This is a genomic window from Streptomyces sp. NPDC001678 (genome assembly GCF_042892945.1).
In the GTDB taxonomy this organism is placed as follows: domain Bacteria; phylum Actinomycetota; class Actinomycetes; order Streptomycetales; family Streptomycetaceae; genus Streptomyces.
Window position 1 is genome coordinate 128,454 of sequence record NZ_JBIAUP010000007.1, and the last position, 23,128, is coordinate 151,581.

Consider the following 23,128-nt stretch of genomic DNA (forward strand, 5'->3'; position numbering starts at 1 on the left):
GAGGGGCCGAGGGGGGTAGGGCGTGGCGGCCACCGAGGAGGGCAGCCTCTGGCGGCACCCGGGCTTCGTCCGATACTGGAGCGCGAACGCCGTCGACCTCGTGGGCAGCGGTGTCACGCAGGTGGCACTTCCGCTGATCGCCGTGGTGGCGCTCCACGCCTCCGTCTGGCAGGTCGCGCTGCTGTCGTTCGCGCAGAAACTCCCGCCCTTGCTGGTGTCACTGCCCGCCGGGGTGCTCGCGGACCGGCACCGCAAGCGTCCCGTGATGGTGGGCGCGGCGCTGGCCAGTGGCGCCGCGTTCCTCGTCGTCCCGCTCGCCGACGCCTCGGGCCGGCTGTCCCTGGGGCTGCTGTACGGGGTGGCGATGGTGAGCGCGGTCTCGGAGGTGTTCGGCTCCACCGCCCGTATCAGCTTCCTCCCCTCGCTGTTGCCCCGTTCGCGGCTGCTGGAGGCCAACTCCAAGCTGGCCGGCGTCAACTCCCTGGCCGACAGCGCGGGCTCCCAGCTCGGCGGCACCCTGGTGACCGCCCTCGGCGCCACTCATGCCGTGTACCTGGACGTCGCCTCCTACCTGACCTGCGCCCTTCTCCTCACGCGCGTCCGCACCCCCGAGGCGGCCGCCGCCCGGCCCGCGCGGAGCGCGACCTTCCGGGCCGACATCGCCGAGGGCATGCGCTATGTGTGGTCCCATCCCACGATCCGGCCACTGGTGCTCGCCGCCACCGCGTACGTCGCCGTCACGGCCTTCCTCACCACGCTGTGGTCCGTCTACTTGCTGCGCCAGCTGCACTATTCGAGTGCGGCCCTGGGCTCGACGCTCAGCGTGGCCGCGCTCGGCGGGCTGTGCGGCGCCGTCGTCGTCCGCCCGGTGGTCGCGCGCTACGGACCGGTGCGCGTGATGCTCACCTCCCTGGCCCTGGCCCCGTTCACCGAGGTGCCGCTCCTGCTCGCCGCGCCGGGCCGCCCCTGGCAAGTGGCGGTCGGTCTGGGGATGTTCGTCCAGTTGGGGTGCGCCGTCGTCCAGGGCTCCACCCAGCGCACCGTCCGTCAGGCCGTCTGCGACCCCGCGCTGCAGGGCCGCATGCTCGCCACGAGCCGCTGGGTCGTCTACGGCTCCCAGCCGGTGGCCGCCCTCCTCGCCGGTGCTGCCGGAACCTGGCTCGGGCTGTGGAACGGCCTGGCCGTCGGCACCCTCGCCCTGGCCGTCCCGTTCGCCGTACTGCGATCCTCCCCGCTCCCCGAAGCGCCCGAAGCGCCCGGGGGAACCGCTGTCCCGAAGAAGCCCATCGGGCACGTGTGCCCGCAAAAAGGAAAGTGATGCCGCATGAGCCCTGGAGGACTTCCGGGCCGGTCCCCTCAGTCCCGGCCCGTCGGACGGTACGTTCCCGCCAGGGGGATCTACACGGAGTCGGCGCGCCTTCAGCGGCTCGGCTGGCTTCGCTCCGTCACCCGGCTGGGGCTGGAGTCCTTGCAGCACACACAGCTCGACGCCGGCAAGCTCACCGGGAACGTCGAGGGATTCGTCGGCGCCGTCGAGATCCCGGTCGGTGTGGCCGGGCCCTTGCTGTTCCGCGGGGAGAACGTCCAGGGCGAGATCTACGCCCCCATGGCGACCACGGAGGGCGCCCTCGTGTCGTCGGCGACCCGGGGAGCCCTCGCCGTCACCATGGCAGGCGGCGTCGGCACCCGCGCCGTCTCGCAGGCGATGACGCGCGCACCCGTCTTCGCGTTCTCCCGGCTGTCGGCCGCCGGCCGTTTCGCCTCGGCCGTTCCCCGGCACCTCGGCGACCTCCGCTCGGCCGTCCGGCAGGTCTCCCACCATGCCGAACTCGTCTCGGTCGAACCCGTGGTGCTGGGCAGGACCGTTCACCTGAGATTCAGGTACACCACCGGGGACGCGGCAGGGCAGAACATGACCACCGCCTGCACCTGGCACGCCTGTCAGTGGATTCTGGAGCAGCGGCAGCTGGTCGGGGACGGGGAACTCGAATCGTTCATCGTCGAGGGAAACACCTCGGGCGACAAGAAGGCGTCGTCCCAGGCGATGGCGGAAGGCCGTGGAATCAGGGCGTCCGCCGACTGCGTCCTGCCGGGAGGCATTGTCGAGCGGGTCCTGAAGACCACGCCCGACGAACTGGTCAGGGGCTATCAGCACATCGTGGCCGGGGCCGTGCACAGCGGAGTGCTGGGCTCGAACGCGAACACCGCCAACATCGTGGCGGCGATCTTCACCGCGACGGGTCAGGACATCGCCTGCGTCCACGAGTCGGGCGTGGGACAGTTCATCCTCGAACGGACGCCGGAAGGCGTCTACGCGAGCATGACCCTCCCCGGTCTGGCGGTCGGCACGGTCGGCGGCGGCACCCACCTCCCCGCGCAGCACGAACTCCTGGAGGCGATGGGCTGCACGGGCCGGGGAAGCGCGGCCCGGCTGGCGGAGATCATCGCCGGCTTCGCGCTGGCCCTGGACCTCTCGACGGTCTCGGCGGCCGTTTCCGGGCAGTTCGCCAGCGCCCATGAACGCCTCGGGCGCAACAGGCCCGTGCGCTGGTTCCAGCTCGACGAGCTCGACGCCCGGTTCTTCGAGTCGGCGCTGGGCCACTCCGCCATGCCGGGGGCCAAGGTCACCGGCGTCGAGACCGTCGACATTCCCATGGGGCCCAGCGTCCTGTCCGAGCTGACGTCGCGGACGGTGAAGAAGGCCGTCGGGCTCTTTCCGATGCAGCTGAAGGTCGACCACGACGGCGTGGAGCAGAAGCTCGACGTCATGGTCAAGGTCAAGCCCACCGACCGGGAGGTCATCAAGATGGCCGGGCTGGCGGCCGCCCTGTGCGGCGGCCCGGTGGCGACCCACTACCGCAGATTCGACCAACGCCTCGGATTCGTCGGATGCGATGTACGGGAACTGGCCCTGTACGAGCAGACCGACACCCGCTTCACCGGCCTGGTGCCGAAACAGTACCGGACCTACCGCGATGATCGGCGAGAGGCGTACGTCATCGTCATGGAGTGCCTCGGCGACATGGCGCGGATGGACACGTCGGACCAGGCGCACGGCTGGTCACACCGGCATCTCGAAATCGCCCTGCGCGACCTCGGGCAGCTCCACTCCGTCTGGTACGGCAGGGAATCGGAGCTCCGCCGGGCGCCATGGATCGGGCACATTCCCAATGCCGCCGACATGGTGGAGATGAGGGACCTGTGGCTGGCCCTGGCCGACCACTCGGCGCAGGAATTCCCCGAACTCGTCGACGGCCGCCACCACGACCGGCTGGTCTCCTCCATCGGGACCATCGACCGCTGGTGGCCGCGGATCGAGGCGATGCCGAGGACCCTCGTGCACAACGACTTCAATCCCCGCAACCTCGCCATCCGGGCGGACGGAAGGCTGTGCGCGTACGACTGGGAGCTCGCTACCCTGCACATTCCTCAGCACGATCTGGCGGAACTGCTCTGCACCGCCCTGGAACCCGCCGACATCAATGCCACGACGGTCGGGGAACTTTCGGAAATCCACCGCCGGTCACTGGAGACCCATGCCCGGACCGTCATCGACAGGGACCGGTGGGAAACCGGGTACCGCCTCGCCCTCAGGGACCTGGCGGTCAACCGCTTCGGGCTCTACTTCGTGGCGCACACCGTCCGTCACTACGGCTTTCTCGAGCAGTGGTGGCGGAATCTCTGGGCCCTGATCGATCTGGCGGAGGAGGCCGGCGAATCCGATACCGCCGGGCTTTTCGTCGGACCGTAACTCCGGTCACGCCGGCGCGTTGAGCCAGGCGGGTGAACGCCGGAAGCGGTGCTTCACCTTCCATCGCGCAGCATCCATCGAAATCCATCGAAAAGACAAGGCTGACCAGTGGGTTCTCTGAAGCGATTCGCAGTTCTGTCCGGCATGGCCGTGGCCGTCCTGGCCTCCCCCATGTGCATCGGAGCCGCGAGCGCCGACACGATCGACCTGGGGGCGGGCGGTCTGCTGTCCAACATCGGAAGCAGGAACGCGGCGACGCACTCCAACCAGTGCGGCTCCAGCCGAGTAGGCCTCCTCAGCGACCGTACCTGTGTGGCCCGGCACAGCTCCCACCACCGGCACGACGACAACCGTCAGGTGACCGGTCCGAGCGGTGGTCTGCTCTCCAACATCGACTCCCGCAACGCCTCCGGATCCAGCAACAACTGCGGGACGGACACCGTGGGAATCCTCAACCACACCACCTGCGTCACCGAGGAGAAGTAGGACACCCGGGGTCCGGGGCTCCGCCCCGGACCCCGGTCCTCAATCGCCGGACGGGCTGATTTCAGCCCGTCCGGCGATTGAGGACAGCGCGCGGAGCGCGGTCCGCAGCTCACCCGCCCGTGGGCTGCCTCCGGCATCCAGCAGTTCGACGGCTCGCGCGAGGTGCGTCCGCGCGGCCTCGGCGTCACCGGAGCGTTCCAACAGCCCTGCCAGTTCCTCCCGCACCTCCGCCTCGTAATACGCCGCCCGCGTCTCCCGCAGCATCTCCGCCGCGCGTCCCAACGCCTCCGCGTCCTCCGCGAGCCGCCCGACGGCCGCCAGGGCGCGCCCCGCCATCCGTACGTCGCCGAGCGCGCTCAGCTGCTCGTACGCCTCGGTGAGGGCCGCGAGGCCCGCCTCGTGGTCGCCGGAGGCGGCGAGGGTGCCGCCCAGGAAGAGACGGGCCAGGGCGGCTCCGCGCCGCTCGTCCGCCGCGAGGTTGAGGGCGAGGGACTCCTCGTAGACCCGCACCGCGCGGGCGGGGTCGAAGCGGTCCCAGTAGCGGCCGGAGAACTCCCGGACGGACGCGCGGAGCACCGGGTGCCCCGAGGCGTCGGCGAGGGCTACGGCGGCCTCCAGTTCCGCGCGGGCCCGCTCGTGGTCGCCCGCGTCCATCAGCGGACGGGAGAGGAGGCTGCGCAGCCGGGCCTCGGCGGCGGTGTCGCCGGTGCGGGCGGCGGCCGCGGCGCCGAGGGTGCCGGACTCGATCCAGTCGGCGAGGTACCGGTGGTGGAGGTAGAGCGCGGTGAGGGACTCCGCGAGCTGCCACACCCGGCGGTCCATGCCGTGTGCCGCGGCGGCCCGCAGCACGGCGAGCGCGTCGGCGCGTTCGGCCTCCAGCCAGTCGAGGGCGGCGGCGCGCGCGTCCGGTCCGGCGAAGGGGTCGTCGTGGCCGGTCAGCAGCTCGTCGTGGTCGGTGATGCGCAGCCGGGCGCCCATCACGGCGCGGTCGGCGAAGGCGGCGCGGACGGTGTAGTGGTCGACGATCCGGCGCAGGACCGCTGCTCGTTCGGCCGCCGGCTCGTCGGTCTCGGCCAGGTCGCGGGCGTGGCGCCGGACGAGGTCGTGGAGCCGGTGACGGTCGGGCACGGCGTCCTCCAGGAGGCTGGCCCTCTCCAGGACGTCGAGGAGCCGCCGCGCGGTGGCGGGGTCGCCGCCGTCGGCCGCGGCGGCGGTCTCCGCGTCGAAGCCGCGGCCGGGCAGCAGGCCGAGGCGCCGGTAGAGGCGCAGGGCGTCGGCGGGCAGGTCGCGGCAGGCGGCGCCGAGGAGCACGGACATGCCGTTCGCGGAGTCCAGGGACAGGGCGTCGAGTCCGCCGCTCTCCTTCTCCAGCTCGGCGACGAGCGTCGCGATGGTGAGCCGGCGGTGGGTCAGCAGCCGGGCGGCGGCGAGGTGGAGGGCGACGGGCAGGCCGCCGCAGCCCGCGACGAGCCGGGCGGCCGCCTCGGGTTCGGCGGCCACCCGTTTCGCGCCGCAGAGGTCCGCGAGGAGCCGGGCGCCGCTCCTGGCGCTCAGGGGTTCGAGGGGCAGCAGGCGGGCGCCGTCGAGGATCAGCTCGCCCAGGCGGCGGCCGCTGGTGGCGAGTACGGCGCTGCCGGGCGCGGCGGGGAGGAACGTGCTGACGTGGGCGGGGTGGGTGACGTTGTCCAGGACGACCAGGACGCCGCGCTCGGCGGTGCGGGTGCGGTAGAGACCGGCCAGCTCGCCGAGGGTCGTGGGGAGATAGCGGTCGTCCGTGCCGAGGCTGCGCAGCAGGCCGGCGAGCGCGGCGGAGACGTCGGCCGCGCCGCCCGACGGGCCGCGCAGCTCGGCGAAGTCGACGTAGAGCTCGCCGCCGGGGTACCGGCCGCGCGTGTCCTCCACCCAGCGCCGTGCGGTGTTCCTCTTGCCGACGCCCGGTAATCCGGTGAGCAGCGCGATCCGGGGCGGCCCGCCCGCGGCCGGGTCCAACCAGCCGCTGAGGTCGGCCAGGTCATCGGTGCGGTTGACGAACCAGGGCGTGCTCGGCGGCACTTGGTGCGGGTCCGGGACCGGGGGCGGCTCGGGTGCCTGGTGGTAGGTCACCTCGCGGGCCTGGATGACGGTCTTGGCGCGGCCCGCGAAGTGATTGTTCGTCTCACCGCCCAATGTTGAAGTCCCTGCCCTGGTAGAGGTGGGTGGCGTGGCCGCCGGAGAAGGTGTTGTTGACCGTACTGTTGTCCACGGACACGCGTACGGCCTCGGCCTGCTCGGCCCACCGGCGGTATTCCTCGGCGAACGCGGTGTCCTGGTAGACGCGCCCGAAGATCAGCGCGGCCAGCGACTGGACCTGCTGCTCGTCGGCCGGGTCGAGCGGCAGTACCGCCGTGCTCGCCTCGTCCTCGCCGGCCGGGCCCCGGCCGAACGCGCGGCGGGCCAGCTGCACCAGCGATCCCCAGACCTGGCGCCCCGCCTCCGTGCCGACGGATCCCGCGGCCGCGGTGACCGCGCTCGTGATCGCCCCCAACGACACCGGATCAACCATCAGTCCACTCCCCCCTCGTGAGCCGGCGGACCGGACGTCCGCCCGTCCGCGACAGGCTACCGCCCGCCTCCGACAGTCACGCCCCAAGTGCCCGGGGTCACTGTGCGGCGTCCCGGTGAATCCTGTCGCGTCGGCGACTCACCCCTCGCGCCTCCGCCGTAGGACGATGACACGCTCACCTCGCACCACCTCGTACCCGTCCCCCGCGCACACCAGGAAGGAAACGCTCATGAACAGACCCGGATACAGACCGGCGCCAAGGCCGTTCGCCATACGCGGCACCGTGGCGCTGCTGTCCGGCCTGATGGCGGTGGCGGCGTCCGTCGCCCTGCCGGGCCCGGCGCTGGCGGCGGGCGCCCCGTCCGCCGGGTATCGCACGTCGGCCGCGTCGGCCGACGCCTACTGGACGCCCGCGCGGATGCGGGCCGCCCTCCCGGCCACCGGCGGCGGCAAGCGGGCCGGCGCCCCGGCCCCCGCCGCCGGGTCCGTGCCGCCCAGCCATCCCTTCGACGGGCTGCCGCAGGTGGGGACGTTCTTCTGGACGGACGGGCACAACACCGGCCGGTTCTGCGGCGGTACGGTCGTCCGCAGCCCGCACCGCGACCTCGTGGTCAGCGCCGCCCACTGCCTGCGCTCGCCGGACCCGAAGAAGCAGTTCTCGTTCGTGCCGCAGTACCACGACGGCCTCAAGCCGCACGGCGTCTTCCCGGTCGAGGAGATCTACCTCGACCAGCGCTACTACGACCTGGGCACGGACGGCGGGGCGCGCTGGGACTACGCGGTGGTGCGGCTGGGCGACCGGGCGGACGGGACCCCGGTCCAGCGGGCCGTCGGCGGCTTCGGCCTGGGGATCCGGCCGGGGTACGCCCACGACGAGGTGCGGCTGATCGGCTACCCGGGCAACAGCGACGCCGTCTACCCCAAGCCGCTCGACTGCTCCTCCTCCACGCACCGCTACACCAGTACGGATCCGGCCGCTCCCGGCGACTTCCTGGAGATCGCCTGCGCGGGGTACGTCGGCGGCACCTCGGGCGGGCCGTTCCTGGTGCGCGGCGACGGCGGGTACGAGGTGATCGGTGTCATCGGCGGCTATCACACCGGTGGTGACACCCCCGACATCTCCTACAGCTCCTACTTCGGCGACGATCTGCTCGACCTGTTCGCTGACGCGGTTGAGGGGGCGGCGCCGGCGGAACCGGGCGGGCACTGACGCCGACGCCGGCAAAGCGAAAGGCGGCGCCCCCGGACGTTCAGGACGTCCGGGGGCGCCGCCGGGTGAGTATGCCGCGGGCCGGTGGGGGCTGGTCGCGCAGTTCCCCGCGCCCCTTACGGGGCTAGCGTCGGCGCGGGTGGCGGGTCAGTGTGTACCCGCCGACGGCCGCGAGGGCGCAGAGCACGGCGCCGCCGACCGTCCAGCCCCAACGGCCGGACCACCAGCTGCCGTTCCAGCCGTCGTCGGGCTCGGCGAGGGCCGCCGCGTGCAGCGGCTTGCCCAGTTCGCCGCCCTCGGCGTGGGCTCCGCCCATGTCCTCGGACGTGGCCTCGACCTCCGCCTTCACGGGCAGTCCCTGGTCGCGGTCGGGCGCGTCGGTGACGGTGAGCCGCACGTAGTACGCGCCGGGCAGCGGGTCGTTGGACCAGCGCTCGGACCAGGGGCGGACCGTGCGCAGCGTGCAGGTCAGGGCCACGGTGGCGGCCTGCTGCCCGGCGGTCGCGGCCTGCTCGCCCGCGGTGCAGGCCTGGCGGCGGCGCAGTCCGTCGTAGACGTCGAGGCGCCAGGTGGCGGCGCCGGTCCGGGTGGCCGCGTCGGGCAGGGTGACGGTGGCCTTCACCGTCGGCCGCTGCCCGGCGCCCGCCGGGAACTGCCAGTAGAGGTAGTCGCCCGTGGAGGCGTTGGCCGTGGCCTTCTGCCCCTGCTGAATGGCGACGGCCGTCCGGAAGGCGGTGCCGGCCTCGCTGGGGGCGTCGTCGGCGACGGCCGTCCCGGCCGGGGCGAGCAGGGCCGCGCCCGCGAGCAGGACGGCGGTCAACACGCGTTTCATCCGCATCAGTTCTCCCTCCACACGGCGATGCGCCAGCGGGCCAGCCAGCCCCACAGCAGTCCGGCGAGCAGTCCGGTCAGGCCCAGCACGAGGAGCAGCACCCAGCCGCGGCCGAGGCCGAAGGCGGCCAGGTCGGAGGGGTCGTCGGGCCCCTTGACGACGTCGACGGCCAGTTCCACTGGCAGTCCGGGGTCGCGCTTGACGGAGGCGGGCGCGGAGAAGGAGTTGGAGACCTCCACGCAGACGGTCCTCGGCTCCTTGTCGTTCTCGTCCTCGGCGACGGGATAGCGCAGTCCGGAGGCCATCACGTCGGTGCGGCCGCTGCCCGCGTCGCTGCCGCGCACGAGCTCCTGCCCGTTCTCGCCCATAGCGCGGACGAGTACGCCGTAGTCCCGGTCGACGGCGCGGTCGGCGGCGACGCTCGCGGCGAAGCGCAGTTCCTGGCCGGGCTTGACCTTGACCTTGTACGCGCGGTGCTGGGAGAAGGTCTCGCGGTCGGTCCAGATGCCGGCGCCGATCTCGGGCGCGGTCCGGCACTCATCGGTGCCCGAGACGGGCTTGGGCGTCTCGACGGGCGTGTCGGCCCGCTTCACGAGCTGCTTGATGCGGCCGGAGAGCTCCTTGCGGTGCCGCACGGTGGTGTACGTGCCGCCGGTGGCCCCGGCGATGCAGCTCAGCTGCTCGCGGGTCTTGTCGTCGGAGGCCAGGCCGAGGGTGTCGATGGTCAAGTGCGTGCCCTTGGCGGCGAGTTCGCGGGCCACGTCACAGGGGTCGGGCAGGCCGCAGGAGTCCTCGCCGTCGGTGATGAGCACGATCCGGCGCGTCCCGCCGTCCGTCCCGAGGTCCTGGTCGGCGCCGCGCAGGGCGAGGCCGATGGGCGTCCAGCCGGTGGGCTTGAGGTCGGCCACGGACGCCTTGGCGTCCGCCTTGTCCACGTTGCCGACGCGGTACAGCTGCTGGCTGTCGCGGCAGCCGAGCGTCTTGTCCTCACCGGCGTAGTTGGCACCGAGCGTGCGGATGCCGAGCCGGACACCGGCCGGCACCGAGTCGATGACCTCGTTGAACGCCTGCTTGGCGGCCGTCATGCGCGACTGCCCGTCGATGTCCGTCGCACTCATCGAGCCGCTGACGTCGAGGACGAGCTCGACCTTCGGCGAATCCTTCGGGTCCTTCGAGGGCCCGTCCGCGGCGTTCGCCGGGGTGACGCCCAGGGCCAGGGCGGCGAGCAGGGCACAGGCCCCCGCCGCCAGCCGTTTTCTGATGATCATCCAAAGGATCCTAGTGCCCCCGGGAGGGGCCGTCGCCGGCGTACCGGCGCATGACAAAGGCGAGGAACGCAACCATTCCTCGCCATGCTCAACATATAGCGCACCGGGGGCCTTGCCGCAAGGCCCCCGGTGTACCGCACAATCACCGGGCTGAAGCCAGGAACTGCGGAAATGAGACTTGTGATGATCGACGTGATCGTTGTCGGCGGTGGACCGACCGGCCTGATGCTGGCCAGTGAGCTGCGGCTGCACGGGGTACACGTGGTCGTTCTCGAGAAGGAGGCGCGGCCCGCCCCGATGGTCCGCGCGCTGGGACTCCACGTGCGCAGCATCGAGGTGATGGACCAGCGCGGCCTGCTGGACACGTTCCTCGCGAACGGCACGAAGTACGAACGGTTCCCCGGGTTCTTCGCCGGCATCGGCAAGCCGTGGCCCGAGCGGATGGACACGGCGCACTCGTACGTCCTCGGCATCCCGCAGACCGTCACCGACCGCCTGCTGGAGGAGCACGCCACCGCGGCCGGCACGGAGATCCGGCGCGGCTGCGAGGTGACCGGGCTGAGCCAGGACGAGGACGGGGTGACCGTCGAGCTGGCCGATGGGGGCACCCCCGCCAATGAGGGCGTAGCCGGCGGGGGAGGCACCCGGCTGCGCGCCCGTTACCTCGTCGGCTGCGACGGCGGTCGCAGTACGGTCCGCAAGCTCGCCGGGGTCGCCTTTCCCGGTGAGCCCAGCAGGGTCGAGACGCTGCTGGGCGAGATGGAGGTGACCATGCCGCAGGAGGAACTGGACGCGGTGATGGCCGAAGTCCGCAAGACGCAGAAGCGGTTCGGCTTCATGCCCCTCGGGGGCGGGACGTTCCGCGTCATCGTGCCCGCCGAGGGGGTGGCCGAGGACCGCACGGTCCCGCCGACGCTGGAGGAGTTCAAGCAGCAGCTGCGGGCGGTCGCCGGGACCGACTTCGGCGTGCACTCGCCGCGCTGGCTCTCCCGGTTCGGCGACGCCACCCGGCAGGCCGAGCGCTACCGGGTCGGCCGGGTGCTGCTGGCCGGCGACGCCGCGCACATCCACCCGCCGACCGGCGGGCAGGGCCTCAACCTCGGCGTCCAGGACGCGTTCAACCTCGGTTGGAAGCTGGCCGCCACGGTGGCGGGCTGGGCCCCCGAGGACCTGCTGGACAGCTATCACGCCGAACGGCACCCGGTGGCCGCCGACGTGCTGGACAACACCCGCGCGCAGATGCTGCTGATGTCCACCGAGCCGGGTCCCCAGTCGGTACGGCGGCTGGTGTCGGAGCTGATGGACTTCGAGGAGGTCAACCGCCACCTGATCGAGAAGATCACCGCGATCGGCGTTCGCTACGACTTCGGCGGGGGCCACGAGCTGCTCGGCAAGCGGATGCGGGACGTGCGGCTGAAGCGGGGGCGCCTGTACGAGCTGACGCGCGGTGGCCGCGGGCTGCTGCTCGACCAGACCGGCCGGCTCTCGGTGGAGGGCTGGGCGGACCGGGTCGACCACGTCGTCGACGTCAGCGAGGAACTGGACGCGCCCGCGGTACTGCTGCGGCCGGACGGCCACGTGGCGTGGGCGGGTGAGGACCAGCGGGAGCTGGTCGGCCACCTGCCGAGGTGGTTCGGCGCCGCCGCCTGACGACCGCCGCCTGACGACGGCGCGTTTCCGGCCCGGAGCGCTCCGGGCCGGAACGAACCGGCCGGGTCAGTCGTCCCCGCCCTCCAGGTTCCCCTCCGTCTCCAGGAACAGCTGTCGCAGCTCCGCCAGCGTCTCCGCGTCCGGCTTGGCCCACATGCCGCGGCTCTCGGCCTCCAGGAGGCGCTCGGCGATGCCGTGGAGGGCCCAGGGGTTGGCCTCCTCCAGGAAGGCGCGGTTCTCCGGGTCCAGGGCGTAGGTCCGGGCGAGCTTGTCGTACATCCAGTCGGGGACGACACCGGTGGTGGCGTCGTAGCCGAAGAGGTAGTCGACGGTGGCGGCGAGTTCGAAGGCGCCCTTGTAACCGTGGCGGCGCATCGCCTCGATCCAGCGGGGGTTGACCACACGGGCCCGGAAGACGCGGGACGTCTCCTCGACGAGGGTACGGGTGCGGACCGTCTCGGGGCGGGTGGAGTCGCCGATGTACGCGGCGGGGGCGGTGCCCTTCAGGGCCTTCACCGTGGCGACCATGCCGCCGTGGTACTGGAAGTAGTCGTCGGAGTCGGCGATGTCGTGCTCGCGGGTGTCGGTGTTCTTGGCCGCGACCGCGATGCGCTTGTAGGCCGTCTCCATGTCCTCGCGGGCCGGGCGGCCCTCCAGGCCCCGGCCGTAGGCGTAGCCGCCCCAGACCGTGTAGACCTCGGCCAGGTCGGCGTCGGTGCGCCAGTCGCGGCTGTCGATGAGCTGGAGCAGACCGGCGCCGTACGTACCCGGGCGGGAGCCGAAGATACGGGTGGTGGCCCGGCGTTCGTCGCCGTGGGCGGCGAGGTCGGCCTGGGCGTGGGCGCGGACGAAGTTCCGGTCGTCCGGCTCGTCGAGGCCGGCGACGAGCCGCACGGCGTCGTCCAGCAGACCGATGACATGCGGGAACGCGTCGCGGAAGAAACCGCTGATGCGCAGGGTGACATCGATGCGGGGGCGGCCCAGCTCATCCAGGGGGATCGGCTCCAGGCCCGTGACGCGGCGCGACGCCTCGTCCCAGACCGGACGGACGCCCAGCAGCGCCAGGGCCTCGGCCACGTCGTCGCCCGCCGTGCGCATCGCGCTCGTGCCCCACAGGGACAGGCCCACGGACTCGGGCCAGTCGCCGTTGTCCGTGCGGTAGCGCTCCAGGAGGGAGTCGGCGAGGGCCTGGCCGGTCTCCCAGGCGAGACGGCTGGGGACGGCCTTGGGGTCGACGGAGTAGAAGTTGCGGCCGGTCGGCAGGACGTTGACGAGGCCGCGGAGGGGGGAGCCGGAGGGGCCTGCGGGGACGAAGCGGCCCTCCAACGCCTTGACGGCGTTGTCGAGTTCGTCTGTGGTGCGTCCGAGGCGCGGGACGACCTCGCGGGCCGCGAAGTCGAGGACGGCGGCCACGGGGTTGCCGTTCACGGGAGCGGTGCCCGGCACCGTGGGTTGTGCCCACCCGTCCCGCCCTGCGGGACGATTGCCCACAACAGCACGTACGGCGGCCGGGTCCCAGTCTGCCGCTTCCATCGCCTCGACCAGCGCTCGGGCCTCCGCCTCCGCCTCGTCCGCCGTGGTGCGGGTGGCGGCCGACTCGTCGAGGCCGAGGGCCTCGCGCAGGCCCGGCAGGGCCGTCGTGCTGCCCCAGATCTGGCGGGCGCGCAGGATCGACAGGACCAGGTTGACGCGGTCGGCACCGGCCGGGGCGGCGCCCAGGACGTGGAGGCCGTCGCGGATCTGGGCGTCCTTCACCTCGCAGAGCCAGCCGTCGACGTGCAGGAGGAAGTCGTCGAAGCCGTCGTCGTCGGGGCGGTCGGCCATGCCCAGGTCGTGGTCGAGCTTGGCCGCCTGGATCAGGGTCCAGATCTGGGCGCGGATCGCGGGGAGCTTGGCCGGGTCCATGGACGAGATCTGGGCGTATTCGTCGAGGAGCTGCTCCAGGCGCGCGATGTCGCCGTAGGAGTCGGCGCGGGCCATGGGCGGCACGAGGTGGTCGACGAGCGTGGCGTGGGCGCGGCGCTTGGCCTGGGTGCCCTCGCCGGGGTCGTTGACGAGGAACGGGTAGACGAGCGGCAGGTCGCCGAGGGCCGCGTCGGGGCCGCAGGCGGCGGACAGGCCGGCGTTCTTGCCGGGCAGCCACTCCAGATTGCCGTGCTTGCCCAGGTGGACCATCGCGTCGGCGCCGAAGCCGCCGTCCTCCCGGGAGGCGGCGATCCAGCGGTAGGCGGCGAGGTAGTGGTGCGAGGGCGGCAGGTCGGGGTCGTGGTAGATGGCGATGGGGTTCTCGCCGAAACCGCGCGGCGGCTGGATGAGGATCAGCAGATTGCCGCGGCGCAGGGCGGCGAGGACGATGTCGCCCTCGGGGTTGCGGCTGCGGTCGACGAACATCTCGCCGGGCGCCGGGCCCCAGTGCTCCTCGACGGCCTCGCGCAGCTCGGCGGGGAGCTGCTCGTACCAGCGCTTGTAGTCGGCGGCCGGGATGCGGACGGGGTTGCGGGCGAGCTGCTCCTCCGTCAGCCAGTCCTGGTCGTGGCCGCCCGCCTCGATGAGGGCGTAGATGAGCTCGTCGCCGTCGCCGGACGCGAGCCCCGGGACCTCCTCGTCACCGAAGTCGTAGCCCTCCTCGCGCAGCCGGCGCAGCAGGGCGACGGCGCTGGCGGGGGTGTCGAGGCCGACGGCGTTGCCGATGCGGGAGTGCTTGGTGGGGTACGCGGAGAGGACGAGCGCGAGCCGCTTGTCGGCGGCGGGGATGTGGCGGAGGCGGGCGTGGCGTACGGCGATGCCCGCGACGCGGGCGGCGCGCTCCAGGTCGGGGACGTAGGCGGGCAGGCCGTCCTCGTCGATCTCCTTGAAGGAGAAGGGGACGGTGATGATGCGGCCGTCGAACTCGGGCACGGCGACCTGGGTGGCGGAGTCGAGCGGGGAGAGCCCCTCGTCGTTCTCCTCCCAGGCCTCGCGGGTGCCGGTCAGGCAGAGGGCCTGGAGGATCGGCACGTCGAGGGCGGCGAGCGCGCCGGCGTCCCAGGACTCGTCGTCGCCCCCGGCGGAAGCGTCGGCGGGCCGGGTGCCACCTGCGGCGAGGACGGTGGTGACGATGGCGTCGGCGTCGCGCAGGGCGTCGATCAGCTCGGGCTCGGGGGCACGCAGCGAGGCGACGTACAGCGGCAGGGCGCGGCCGCCGGCCCGCTCGATCTGCTCGCACAGGGCCTCGACGAAGGCGGTGTTGCCGCTCATGTGGTGGGCACGGTAGTAGAGCACGGCGACGACAGGCCCGAACAGACCGCGTGCCTCCCGCTCCAGCGCGCCCCACGCGGGGCCGGCGGCCGGCGGCTCGAAGCCGTGGCCGGTGAGCAGCACGGTGTCGGAGAGGAAGCGGGCCAGCTGTTCGAGGTTGGCGGGGCCGCCGTGGGCGAGGTAGGCGTGGGCCTCGGCGGCGATGCCGACGGGGACGGTGGACGCCTCCATCAGCTGGGCGTCGGGGGCCTGTTCGCCGGTGAGGACGACGACGGGGCGCGGGCCGGCCAGCAGCTGGTCGAGCCCCTCCTGCCAGGCGCGCAGACCGCCGAGGAGGCGCACGACGACGAGGTCGGTGCCGTCCAGCAGGTCCGGGAGTTCTTCGAGGGCGAGCCGGGCGGGGTTGGCGAGCCGGTACGGGACCGGGCCGCCGGCCGCACGGGCGCTGAGCAGGTCGGTGTCGGACGTCGACAGGAGCAGGATCACGGCATGCCTTCCTCGGGGTCCGCGCCCCGGGCGGTGGGAGGACGGCGGGAGTTCCTGACTCACCGCGGCCGCGCGCTCGCGCTGCCGGGCACACAGTGGCGGGACCGTGCCGGGATCACACCGGCTTCCTCCCCTGTCGCCGTCGCTGGCGAGAGTCATAGTAGCGATGCGGGGTCCCGCCCAGGGGGTTCGAGGGGGCGGAGCCCCCTCGGAAACGGTGAGAGGGCGGGACTGGGGCCCCTCCCGCCGCCGTCGGTATGCTCGCGGCCATGTCCACTCCCCCCGGCCGCGAACGCGGCGACGCCTGCCCGGGCGCCCTGCGGCTGCACACCGCGGACGACGGCGCGCTCGCGCGCGTACGCCTCCCGGGCGGGCTGCTGACCTACCGTCAGGCATCCGTACTCGCCGACCTCGCCGACGACTTGGCCGACGGCCACCTCGACCTCACCTCCCGTGGCAACGTCCAGCTCCGCGGCCTCGCCGACGGCTGCGGCGCCGCGCTGGGCGCCCGGCTGCGGGGGGCCGGGCTGCTGCCGTCGGACCGGCACGACCGTATCCGGAACGTCGCGGCCTCCCCCCTGTCCGGCCTGGACGGAAAGGGCTTCTCGGACATTCGGCCCTGGGCGCGCGAACTCGACCGTCTCCTCTGCGCGTCCGACGGCCTCACGGCCCTCTCCGGCCGTTTCCTCTTCGGCCTCGACGACGGGCGGGGCGACATCGCGGCCCTCGTGCCCGATGTGACATTGATCGCAACCGAGGGCGGCCGCGAGGCCCTCCTGTGCTTCGGCCCCGGCCCCGACGCCCTGCGCGTCGCCGCCCAGGACGTGCCGCACGCGGCCGTCCTGGCGGCCCGTGAGTTCCTCGCGGTGCTGCGCGAGAGCGGCGGCAAGGCCTGGCGCGTCCGCGAACTGGCCCCCGAACTGCGGCCGCGCCCGGAGCGGCTCGCGGCCCGGCTGGCGGCGGCCGGCATCGGCTCCGCGCCCGTACCGCGCGCCGCGCTCCCCCTCGGCTCCCCGCCCGCGCCCGGCGCGGTCCAGGGTCCCGGCGGGCGGTGGGCCGTGTCGGTGGCCGCGCCCCTGGGCCGGTTCTCCGCCGCCCAGTGGCGGCTCCTCACCCGTACCGCCGGCCAGGACGGCGACGGCGAACTCCGCGTCACGCCCTGGCGCGGCGTCGTCGTCCCGGGGCTCACCGCCCCGGTGGCCGCGGCGCGCCTCGCGGCGCTCGCGGACGCGGGCCTGATCACCTCCGCCGCCTCCCCCTGGCACGGCGCGGGCGCCTGTACCGGCCGGCCGGGGTGCGTCAAGTCCCTCGCGGATGTACGGGCCGACGCGACCGCCTCCCTCCGGGCCGCGCGCCCTGGCGGCCCCGGGGCGCTGCCCGTGTACTGGTCCGGGTGCGAACGGCGCTGCGGTCACCCCGGCGGCCGGTGGGTCGACGTCCTGGCGACCGGCGACGGCTACCGCGTCGCCGTACGGCGGGAGACGGAGGACGAGACGGTCGCCATGACGACCGCCGCCGGCCTGACCGACGCGGTCACGGCGGCACGAGACCCACACCCCACGGAGCCCACGACGGCCGGCGGCCCCCACGGCTGAGCGGACCACGGCAGCAGCAACCCGGCAGACCCGGCAACCCCCACGCAGAACCAGCGACATGCACCACCCAGCGAGCGAGGGCACAGTGTTCGACTACGACAAGGACGGCGCGTCCATCTACCGCCAGTCCTTCGCCACCATCCGCGCCGAGGCGGACCTCGGCGGGCTGCCGCCCGACGTCGGCCGGGTCGCGGTCCGCATGATCCACGCCTGTGGGATGACCGACCTGGTCCAGGACCTCGCGTACTCGCCGGGGGTCGTGGCCCGCGCCCGTGAGGCGCTGCTCGCGGGCGCGCCGATCCTGTGCGACGCGAACATGGTCGCCAGCGGCGTCACCCGCAAGCGGCTGCCCGCGGACAACGAGGTGGTGTGCACCCTCGCCGACCCGGCCGTGCCGGAGCTGGCGCGGCGCATGGGCACGACCCGCAGCGCGGCGGCGCTGGAGCTGTGGCGCGACAGGATGGAGGGCGCGGTGGTCGCGGTCGGCAACGCCCCCACGGCGCTGTTCCGCCTGCTGGAGATGATCCAGGAGGGCGCGCCGCGCCCGGCCGCCGTGCTGGGCATCCCGGTCGGCTTCATCGGCGCGGCGGAGTCGAAGGACGCCCTGGCCGGGAGCCCGCTGGGGCTGGAGTATCTGGTGGTGCGGGGCCGGCGCGGCGGCAGCGCCATGGCCGCGGCCGCGATCAACGCGATAGCGAGCGAGGAAGAGTGAACGAGAAGCCCATGCCCACCGGGCGGCTGTACGGGGTGGGGCTGGGGCCCGGCGACCCCTCGCTGCTGACCGTACGGGCCGTCGAGGTCATCGCGTCGGCGGACGTCGTCGCCTACCACAGCGCCCGGCACGGGCGCAGCATCGCGCGTTCCATCGCCGAACGCCATCTGCGGCCCGGTCAGATCGAGGAACCGCTGGTCTATCCGGTGACGACGGAGACCACCGACCACCCCGGCGGCTACCGGGGCGCGCTGGAGGAGTTCTACGAGGAGGCCTCGGCCCGGCTCGCGGCGCACCTGGACGCCGGGCGCGTGGTGGCGGTGCTCGCCGAGGGCGACCCGTTCTTCTACAGCTCGTACCAGCACATGCACAAGCGGCTCGCGCACCGCTATCCGACGGAGGTCGTACCGGGGGTGACGTCGTTCAGCGCGGCGTCGGCCCGGCTGGGCAGGCCGCTGGTGGAGGGCGAGGAGACGCTGACGATCCTGCCGGGCACGCTGCCCGAGGAGGAGCTGACCGCGCGGCTGGCGCAGGCCGACTCCGCCGTGGTGATGAAGCTCGGCCGGACGTTCCCGGCGGTGCGGGGGGCGCTGGAGCGCTCCGGGCGGCTGGCGGAGGCGCGGTACGTCGAGCGCGCGACGATGAGCGGGGAGCGCACGGGGCCGGTGGCGGACATCGACCCGGAGTCGGTGCCGTACTTCTCGGTGGCCGTGCTGCCGAGCCGGGTGGCCGCCCTCCCGGACCGGCCGGAGGAGACCGGCCGTGGCGAGGTCGTGGTCGTCGGCCTCGGTCCGGCGGGCCCGTTGTGGCTGACGCCGGAGGCCCGGGGCGCGCTGGCCGCGGCGGAGGACGTCGTCGGCTACACCACCTACGTGGACCGGGTGCCCGTACGACCGGGCCAGCGCCGGCACGGCTCGGACAACAAGGTGGAGTCGGAGCGCGCCGAGTTCGCCCTCGACCTGGCCCGGCAGGGCCACCGCGTCGCGGTGGTGTCCTCGGGCGACCCGGGTGTCTTCGCGATGGCCTCCGCCGTGCTGGAGGTCGCCGCCGAGGACCCCTACCGGGAGGTCCCGGTCCGGGTGGTCCCCGGGATCACCGCCGCCCACGCGGCCGCGGCCCGCGCGGGCGCCCCGCTGGGCCACGACTACGCCGTCGTCTCCCTCTCCGACCGGCTCAAGCCGTGGGAGGTCATCGCGGAACGGCTGCGCGCGGCGGTCGCGGCCGACCTGGTGCTGGCCCTGTACAACCCCGGTTCCCGCAGCCGCCTCTGGCAGGTCGGCGCGGCCCGCGACCTGCTCCTGGAACACCGCGCCCCGGACACCCCGGTGGTCGTGGCCCGTGACGTGGGCGGTCCGGAGGAGCGCGTACGGATCGTCTCCCTCGGCGAACTCGACCCGGCGGAGGTCGACATGCGCACGCTCCTCATCGTCGGCTCCACGCAGACGCGCACCGCGCGGCGGGGCGAGGACGGCGCGGAGCGGATCGTCTGGACGCCGCGCCGCTACCCGGAAGGCTGACGGTTCTCAATCGCCGGACGGGCTGAATTCAGCCCGTCCGGCGATTGAGGACACGCGGCGCAGCCGAGGTCCGGGGCGGAGCCCCGGTTACGGGAAGGGGCGGGATCGGGGAAAGAGCCCCCTCAGCCACTCCACGGCCGCCTCCGGGCCCGGCACCTCCGGCACCCCCTCCGGTACCGGTGGGCGGCGTACCACCACCACCGGGATACCCGCCTCGCGCGCGGCGCCCAGCTTCGCCGCCGTCGCCGCCGCGCCGCTGTCCTTCGTCACCAGCACGTCGATCGCATGGCGCCGCAGCAACTCCCGCTCGCCGTCGAGCGTGAACGGGCCCCGGTCGAGGAGGACCTCCATGCGCGGGGGCGCCGGCGGCTCGGGCGCGTCCACGGAGCGGACCAGGAACCACTTATCCTCAAGGTGCGCGAAGGCGCCGAGGCCCATCCGGCCCGTGGTCAGGAACACCCGCTCGCCCATCGCCGGCAGGGCCCGTGCCGCGTCGGCCAGGGAGGCGACGTCACGCCAGTCGTCGCCCGGCCCCGCCACCCAGCCGGGACGGCGGACGGCCAGCAGGGGCACCCCGGCCGCGGCGGCGGCCCGCGCCGCGTTGAAACTGATCGTGCCGGCGAAAGGATGGGTGGCGTCGATGAGCGCGTCCACCTGCTGCTCACCCAGCCAGTGGGCGAGGCCCTCGGGGCCTCCGAACCCCCCGATCCGCACCTCCCCCGCCGGCAGCCGCGGCGCGGCGACGCGCCCCGCGAGCGAGCTGGTGACCCGCAGCGCCGGGTCGGCGGCCAGCTCCTCCGCGAGCCGTCGCGCCTCGGTCGTACCGCCCAGGATGAGGATGTGGCGCTCGGCGCCGGCGTTCACGATCCACTGCCCTTCCGTCGTCGTCCGGTCGTCGGCCCAGCCTACGGGCGGGGGCCGGCATGGCTGACGGCACGGCCACCGGAGGACGCGCTGCCCAGCTCCAGCACACCGGGATGCGGCACGGCTGGACGACGGGCGCCTGCGCCACCGCCGCCACCACGGCGGCGTACACAGCGCTGCTCAGCGGCGACTTCCCCGACCCCGTGGGAATCACGCTGCCGAAGGGGCAGACCCCGGCCTTCGCGCTCGCCGCGGAGCGGCTGGACGAGGACGGGAACGGGGACGGGCGCGCCGCCATGGCCGCCATAGTCAAGGACGCCGGCGACGACCCGGACGTCACCCACGGCGCGCTGATCCGGGCCACGGTACGGCTCCTGCCGCCCGGTTCCGGCGTGGTCTTCCGGGCCGGCCCGGGCGTCGGCACGGTCACCCGGCCCGGGCTGCCGCTGGCCGTGGGCGAGCCCGCCATCAACCCCGTGCCCCGGCAGATGATGCGCGACCACGTCGCCGAGGTCGCCGCCCGGCACGGCGGCACGGGGGACGTCGAGATCGAGGTGTCCGTCGACCACGGCGAGGAGATCGCCCGGTCCACCTGGAACCCGCGCCTGGGCATCCTCGGCGGGATCTCCATCCTGGGCACGACCGGCATCGTCGTCCCCTACTCCTGCTCGGCGTGGATCGACAGCATCCGGCGCGGCGTGGACGTGGCCCGCGCGGCGGGCCGTACGCACGTGGCGGGGTGTACGGGGTCGACGTCCGAGAAGGTCGCGGTGGCCGTACACGGGCTGCCCGAGGACGCGCTGCTGGACATGGGCGACTTCGCGGGGGCGGTGCTCAAGTACATCCGCCGTCACCCGGTGGACCGGCTGACCGTCGCCGGCGGCTTCGCCAAGCTCTCCAAGCTGGCCGCCGGCCACCTCGACCTCCACTCGGCCCGCTCGCAGGTGAACAAGGCGTTCCTGGCGGAACTCGCCCGCCACGGCGGCGGTGACGACGCGCTCGCGGCCGCCGTCACCGGCGCCAACACGGGCCTGGAGGCGCTGCGCCTGTGCGAGGCCGCCGGCGTCCCCCTCGGCGACCTCGTCGCCGTGACCGCCCGCGACGAGGCACTGGCCGTGCTGCGGGGGGCGCCCGTCGCGGTCGACGTCATCTGCATCGACCGCGCGGGCGTCATCGTGGGCCGAGCGGCCCCGAAGGGGCCGTAGCGGCCGCGGCGAGCGCGACGAGCCGGCCGCGCTTCTCACACATCCGGTTTCACCCGGTTCGGGTCACCGGCTCCTGGATCTCCGTCACCCATCCCGCCGGGTCGCCCTCGCCGTACGCGAGGTACACCTCGCGCGCGTAGCCCGTCGAGCGGTAGCCGTTGGCGTCGATCCAGTGGGCCAGGGCCTGGGCGGTGGGCACGATGTCGTCCATGGAACCGTGGTGGACGACGGCCGCCACGGTGGGCACGGCCGGCAGGTCGACGACCTCGAAGTCCTCGCCGTGGGTGTCCGCGCCGACGGGGAAGGCGACGTGGACGACGATCCCGCCGCCGTCCGGGGCGTCCTCGTAGTACTGGACGCCCGGTCCCGCCGGTGCGACGCCCGCGGCCGCCAGCCGACGGCACAGTTCCTCGAACAGCGGTCCGGCCACGGGGCTGATGTCCTCCGGGCCGAAGCTCGCCACCTGCGTGCTCAGCCGGGCCACCCGGACCGCCGGCACGCTCTTGATCACTACGTCGTGGGTGCTCATCCGTCCCTCGCTCTCGATCGTGCGGAGCCTCGCCTCGACCCGCGCCAGCCGGGCCGCGGCCGCCGCGGCGGCGGCCTCCAGCTCGGCGCGGCGCAGCCGCAGCATCCCGCGCAGCTCCTCGGCGCTCACCTCGTCGTCCACGATCGCCTGGACCTGCTGGAGGGTGAATCCGAGGTCCTTGAGGGCGATGACGCGGTTGAGCCGGGTGAGCTGTCCGGCCTCGTAGAAGCGGTAGCCGCTGTACGGGTCGACACGGGCGGGGCGCAGCAGTCCGATGGCGTCGTAGTGGCGCAGCATGCGGACGGACACGCGGCCGTGGCGGGCGAAGTCTCCGATGGTGAACATGATGAGCTCAGTTACGGGCCTGACACGGTGTGAGGGTCAAGCGTTCAGCCGTTCGCGCCGTCCAGGACCGTGCGGCCGCAGCTGTCCCGGTCCCGTTCGGCCGAGTACAGGAAGCTGTCGGGGAACTGCCCGGCGGCGAGGGCGCGGCCGACGAGGATGACGGCGGTGCGGACCACGCCCGCCTCCTTCACCTGCCCGGCGATGTCGGCGAGGGTGCCGCGCAACACGATCTCGTCGGGGCGGCTGGCCATGGCGACGACGGCGGCCGGGCAGTCGGCACCGTAGTGCGGGAGGAGTTCACCGACGACGCGGTCGGCGTGGCGGGCGGCGAGGTGGAGGACGAGCAGGGCGCCGCTGCGGCCGAGGGTGGCGAGGTCCTCGCCGGGCGGCATGGGGGTGGCCCGCTGGGCGACGCGGGTGAGGATGACGGTCTGGCCGACGGTGGGCACGGTCAGTTCGCGGCCCAGGGCGGCCGCGGCGGCGGCGAAGGCGGGAACGCCGGGGACGATCTCGTACGGGATGCCGTGGGCGTCGAGGCGGCGGATCTGCTCGGCGACGGCGCTGAAGACGGCGGGGTCGCCGGAGTGCAGCCGGGCCACGTCCTGGCCGGCCTCGTGGGCGCGGACGAACTCGGCGGTGATGTCGTCCAGGTCGAGGCGGGCGGTGTCGACGAGCCGGGCGCCGGGCGGGCACTCGGCGAGGAGCTCCGTCGGGACGAGGCTGCCGGCGTAGAGGCACACCCCGCACCGGGCGAGGGTCCGGGCGCCGCGCACGGTGATGAGATCGGCGGCGCCGGGCCCGGCGCCGATGAAGTAGACGGTCATGGGGTCTCCTCGGGCGACGTGCTGACATTCGGGGTAATCGGGCGGGAGGGTGGGCGAAACCGCGCCGAAGGCGCG

Annotated in this window: 17 protein-coding genes and 1 riboswitch; of the genes, 9 read left to right on the forward strand and 8 right to left on the reverse strand. The window is 73.7% G+C overall.

Annotation, left to right across the window (positions count from 1 at the left end):
* Positions 1 to 22: 22 nt before the first annotated feature.
* The 3 genes from ACFYZR_RS17140 to ACFYZR_RS17150 all read left to right on the forward strand — a co-directional run bounded on the left by ACFYZR_RS17140 (position 23) and on the right by ACFYZR_RS17150 (position 4,237).
* Positions 23 to 1,318, forward strand: a complete 1,296-nt coding sequence (locus ACFYZR_RS17140; RefSeq protein WP_391910927.1) for an MFS transporter — start codon at positions 23 to 25, stop codon at positions 1,316 to 1,318.
* 6 nt (positions 1,319 to 1,324) lie between these two features.
* Positions 1,325 to 3,751 carry a phosphotransferase gene (locus tag ACFYZR_RS17145; protein ID WP_391910929.1) on the forward strand — a complete coding sequence of 809 codons (2,427 nt, stop codon included), beginning with the start codon at positions 1,325 to 1,327 and terminating at the stop codon, positions 3,749 to 3,751.
* A 144-nt stretch (positions 3,752 to 3,895) separates the two neighbouring features.
* Positions 3,896 to 4,237, forward strand: a complete 342-nt coding sequence (locus tag ACFYZR_RS17150; protein WP_391910931.1) for a hypothetical protein — start codon at positions 3,896 to 3,898, stop codon at positions 4,235 to 4,237.
* Positions 4,238 to 4,276: 39 nt separating this feature from the next.
* Here the strand turns inward: ACFYZR_RS17150 and ACFYZR_RS17155 are convergent, their stop codons facing one another.
* Together ACFYZR_RS17155 and ACFYZR_RS17160 are read right to left on the reverse strand one after the other, a co-directional pair.
* Positions 4,277 to 6,403: a hypothetical protein gene (locus ACFYZR_RS17155; RefSeq protein ID WP_391910933.1), complete on the reverse strand. Its 2,127-nt coding sequence runs from the start codon at positions 6,401 to 6,403 to the stop codon at positions 4,277 to 4,279.
* On the reverse strand, positions 6,393 to 6,779 hold the full coding sequence (locus ACFYZR_RS17160; protein WP_391910935.1) for a hypothetical protein: 387 nt from the start codon (positions 6,777 to 6,779) through the stop codon (positions 6,393 to 6,395). The genes ACFYZR_RS17155 and ACFYZR_RS17160 overlap by 11 nt, the downstream gene beginning before the upstream one ends.
* Before the next feature lie 229 nt (positions 6,780 to 7,008).
* On the opposite strand from ACFYZR_RS17160, the gene ACFYZR_RS17165 reads away from it, so the two are divergent.
* On the forward strand, positions 7,009 to 7,989 hold the full coding sequence (locus ACFYZR_RS17165) for a trypsin-like serine peptidase (RefSeq protein ID WP_391910937.1): 981 nt from the start codon (positions 7,009 to 7,011) through the stop codon (positions 7,987 to 7,989).
* A gap of 124 nt (positions 7,990 to 8,113) precedes the next feature.
* On the opposite strand, the gene ACFYZR_RS17170 is transcribed toward ACFYZR_RS17165, so the two are convergent.
* Together ACFYZR_RS17170 and ACFYZR_RS17175 are read right to left on the reverse strand one after the other, a co-directional pair.
* Positions 8,114 to 8,827: a hypothetical protein gene (locus tag ACFYZR_RS17170; protein WP_391910939.1), complete on the reverse strand. Its 714-nt coding sequence runs from the start codon at positions 8,825 to 8,827 to the stop codon at positions 8,114 to 8,116.
* A complete protein-coding gene (locus ACFYZR_RS17175) occupies positions 8,827 to 10,089 on the reverse strand; it encodes a VWA domain-containing protein (protein ID WP_391910941.1) in 1,263 nt (420 codons plus the stop codon). The genes ACFYZR_RS17170 and ACFYZR_RS17175 overlap by 1 nt, the downstream gene beginning before the upstream one ends.
* 183 nt (positions 10,090 to 10,272) lie before the next feature.
* Between ACFYZR_RS17175 and rox the strand changes: the two genes are divergently transcribed.
* A complete protein-coding gene (rox, locus tag ACFYZR_RS17180) occupies positions 10,273 to 11,739 on the forward strand; it encodes a rifampin monooxygenase (RefSeq protein ID WP_391911331.1) in 1,467 nt (488 codons plus the stop codon).
* Positions 11,740 to 11,805: 66 nt separating this feature from the next.
* Here rox and cobN read toward each other — a convergent pair whose 3' ends face one another.
* Positions 11,806 to 15,462, reverse strand: a complete 3,657-nt coding sequence (gene cobN, locus ACFYZR_RS17185) for a cobaltochelatase subunit CobN (RefSeq protein WP_391910943.1) — start codon at positions 15,460 to 15,462, stop codon at positions 11,806 to 11,808.
* Positions 15,463 to 15,510: 48 nt separating this feature from the next.
* Positions 15,511 to 15,593: riboswitch (cobalamin riboswitch) on the reverse strand.
* A 138-nt stretch (positions 15,594 to 15,731) separates the two neighbouring features.
* On the opposite strand from cobN, the gene cobG reads away from it, so the two are divergent.
* Genes cobG through ACFYZR_RS17200 form a run of 3 tightly spaced genes read left to right on the forward strand, consistent with a single transcriptional unit; the run spans position 15,732 to position 19,286 of the window.
* Positions 15,732 to 17,057, forward strand: coding sequence for a precorrin-3B synthase (gene cobG / locus ACFYZR_RS17190; protein WP_391910945.1), 1,326 nt, complete (start codon positions 15,732 to 15,734; stop codon positions 17,055 to 17,057).
* A 58-nt stretch (positions 17,058 to 17,115) separates the two neighbouring features.
* On the forward strand, positions 17,116 to 17,769 hold the full coding sequence (locus ACFYZR_RS17195) for a precorrin-8X methylmutase (RefSeq protein WP_391910947.1): 654 nt from the start codon (positions 17,116 to 17,118) through the stop codon (positions 17,767 to 17,769).
* 11 nt (positions 17,770 to 17,780) lie between these two features.
* Complete coding sequence (locus ACFYZR_RS17200) at positions 17,781 to 19,286, forward strand: precorrin-2 C(20)-methyltransferase (RefSeq protein ID WP_391911333.1); 1,506 nt, start codon at positions 17,781 to 17,783, stop codon at positions 19,284 to 19,286.
* Positions 19,287 to 19,373: 87 nt separating this feature from the next.
* Here ACFYZR_RS17200 and ACFYZR_RS17205 read toward each other — a convergent pair whose 3' ends face one another.
* Complete coding sequence (locus tag ACFYZR_RS17205; protein WP_391910949.1) at positions 19,374 to 20,150, reverse strand: cobalt-precorrin-6A reductase; 777 nt, start codon at positions 20,148 to 20,150, stop codon at positions 19,374 to 19,376.
* Between the two features lie 59 nt (positions 20,151 to 20,209).
* Between ACFYZR_RS17205 and ACFYZR_RS17210 the strand changes: the two genes are divergently transcribed.
* Complete coding sequence (locus tag ACFYZR_RS17210; RefSeq protein ID WP_391910951.1) at positions 20,210 to 21,355, forward strand: cobalt-precorrin-5B (C(1))-methyltransferase; 1,146 nt, start codon at positions 20,210 to 20,212, stop codon at positions 21,353 to 21,355.
* A gap of 49 nt (positions 21,356 to 21,404) precedes the next feature.
* Here the strand turns inward: ACFYZR_RS17210 and ACFYZR_RS17215 are convergent, their stop codons facing one another.
* Both ACFYZR_RS17215 and cobM read right to left on the reverse strand, forming a co-directional pair.
* Positions 21,405 to 22,229, reverse strand: coding sequence for a MerR family transcriptional regulator (locus ACFYZR_RS17215; protein ID WP_391910953.1), 825 nt, complete (start codon positions 22,227 to 22,229; stop codon positions 21,405 to 21,407).
* Positions 22,230 to 22,273: 44 nt separating this feature from the next.
* The gene (gene cobM, locus ACFYZR_RS17220) at positions 22,274 to 23,053 is read right to left on the reverse strand and encodes a precorrin-4 C(11)-methyltransferase (RefSeq protein ID WP_391910955.1); all 780 of its coding nucleotides are present in this window, start codon (positions 23,051 to 23,053) and stop codon (positions 22,274 to 22,276) included.
* Positions 23,054 to 23,128: the final 75 nt, after the last annotated feature.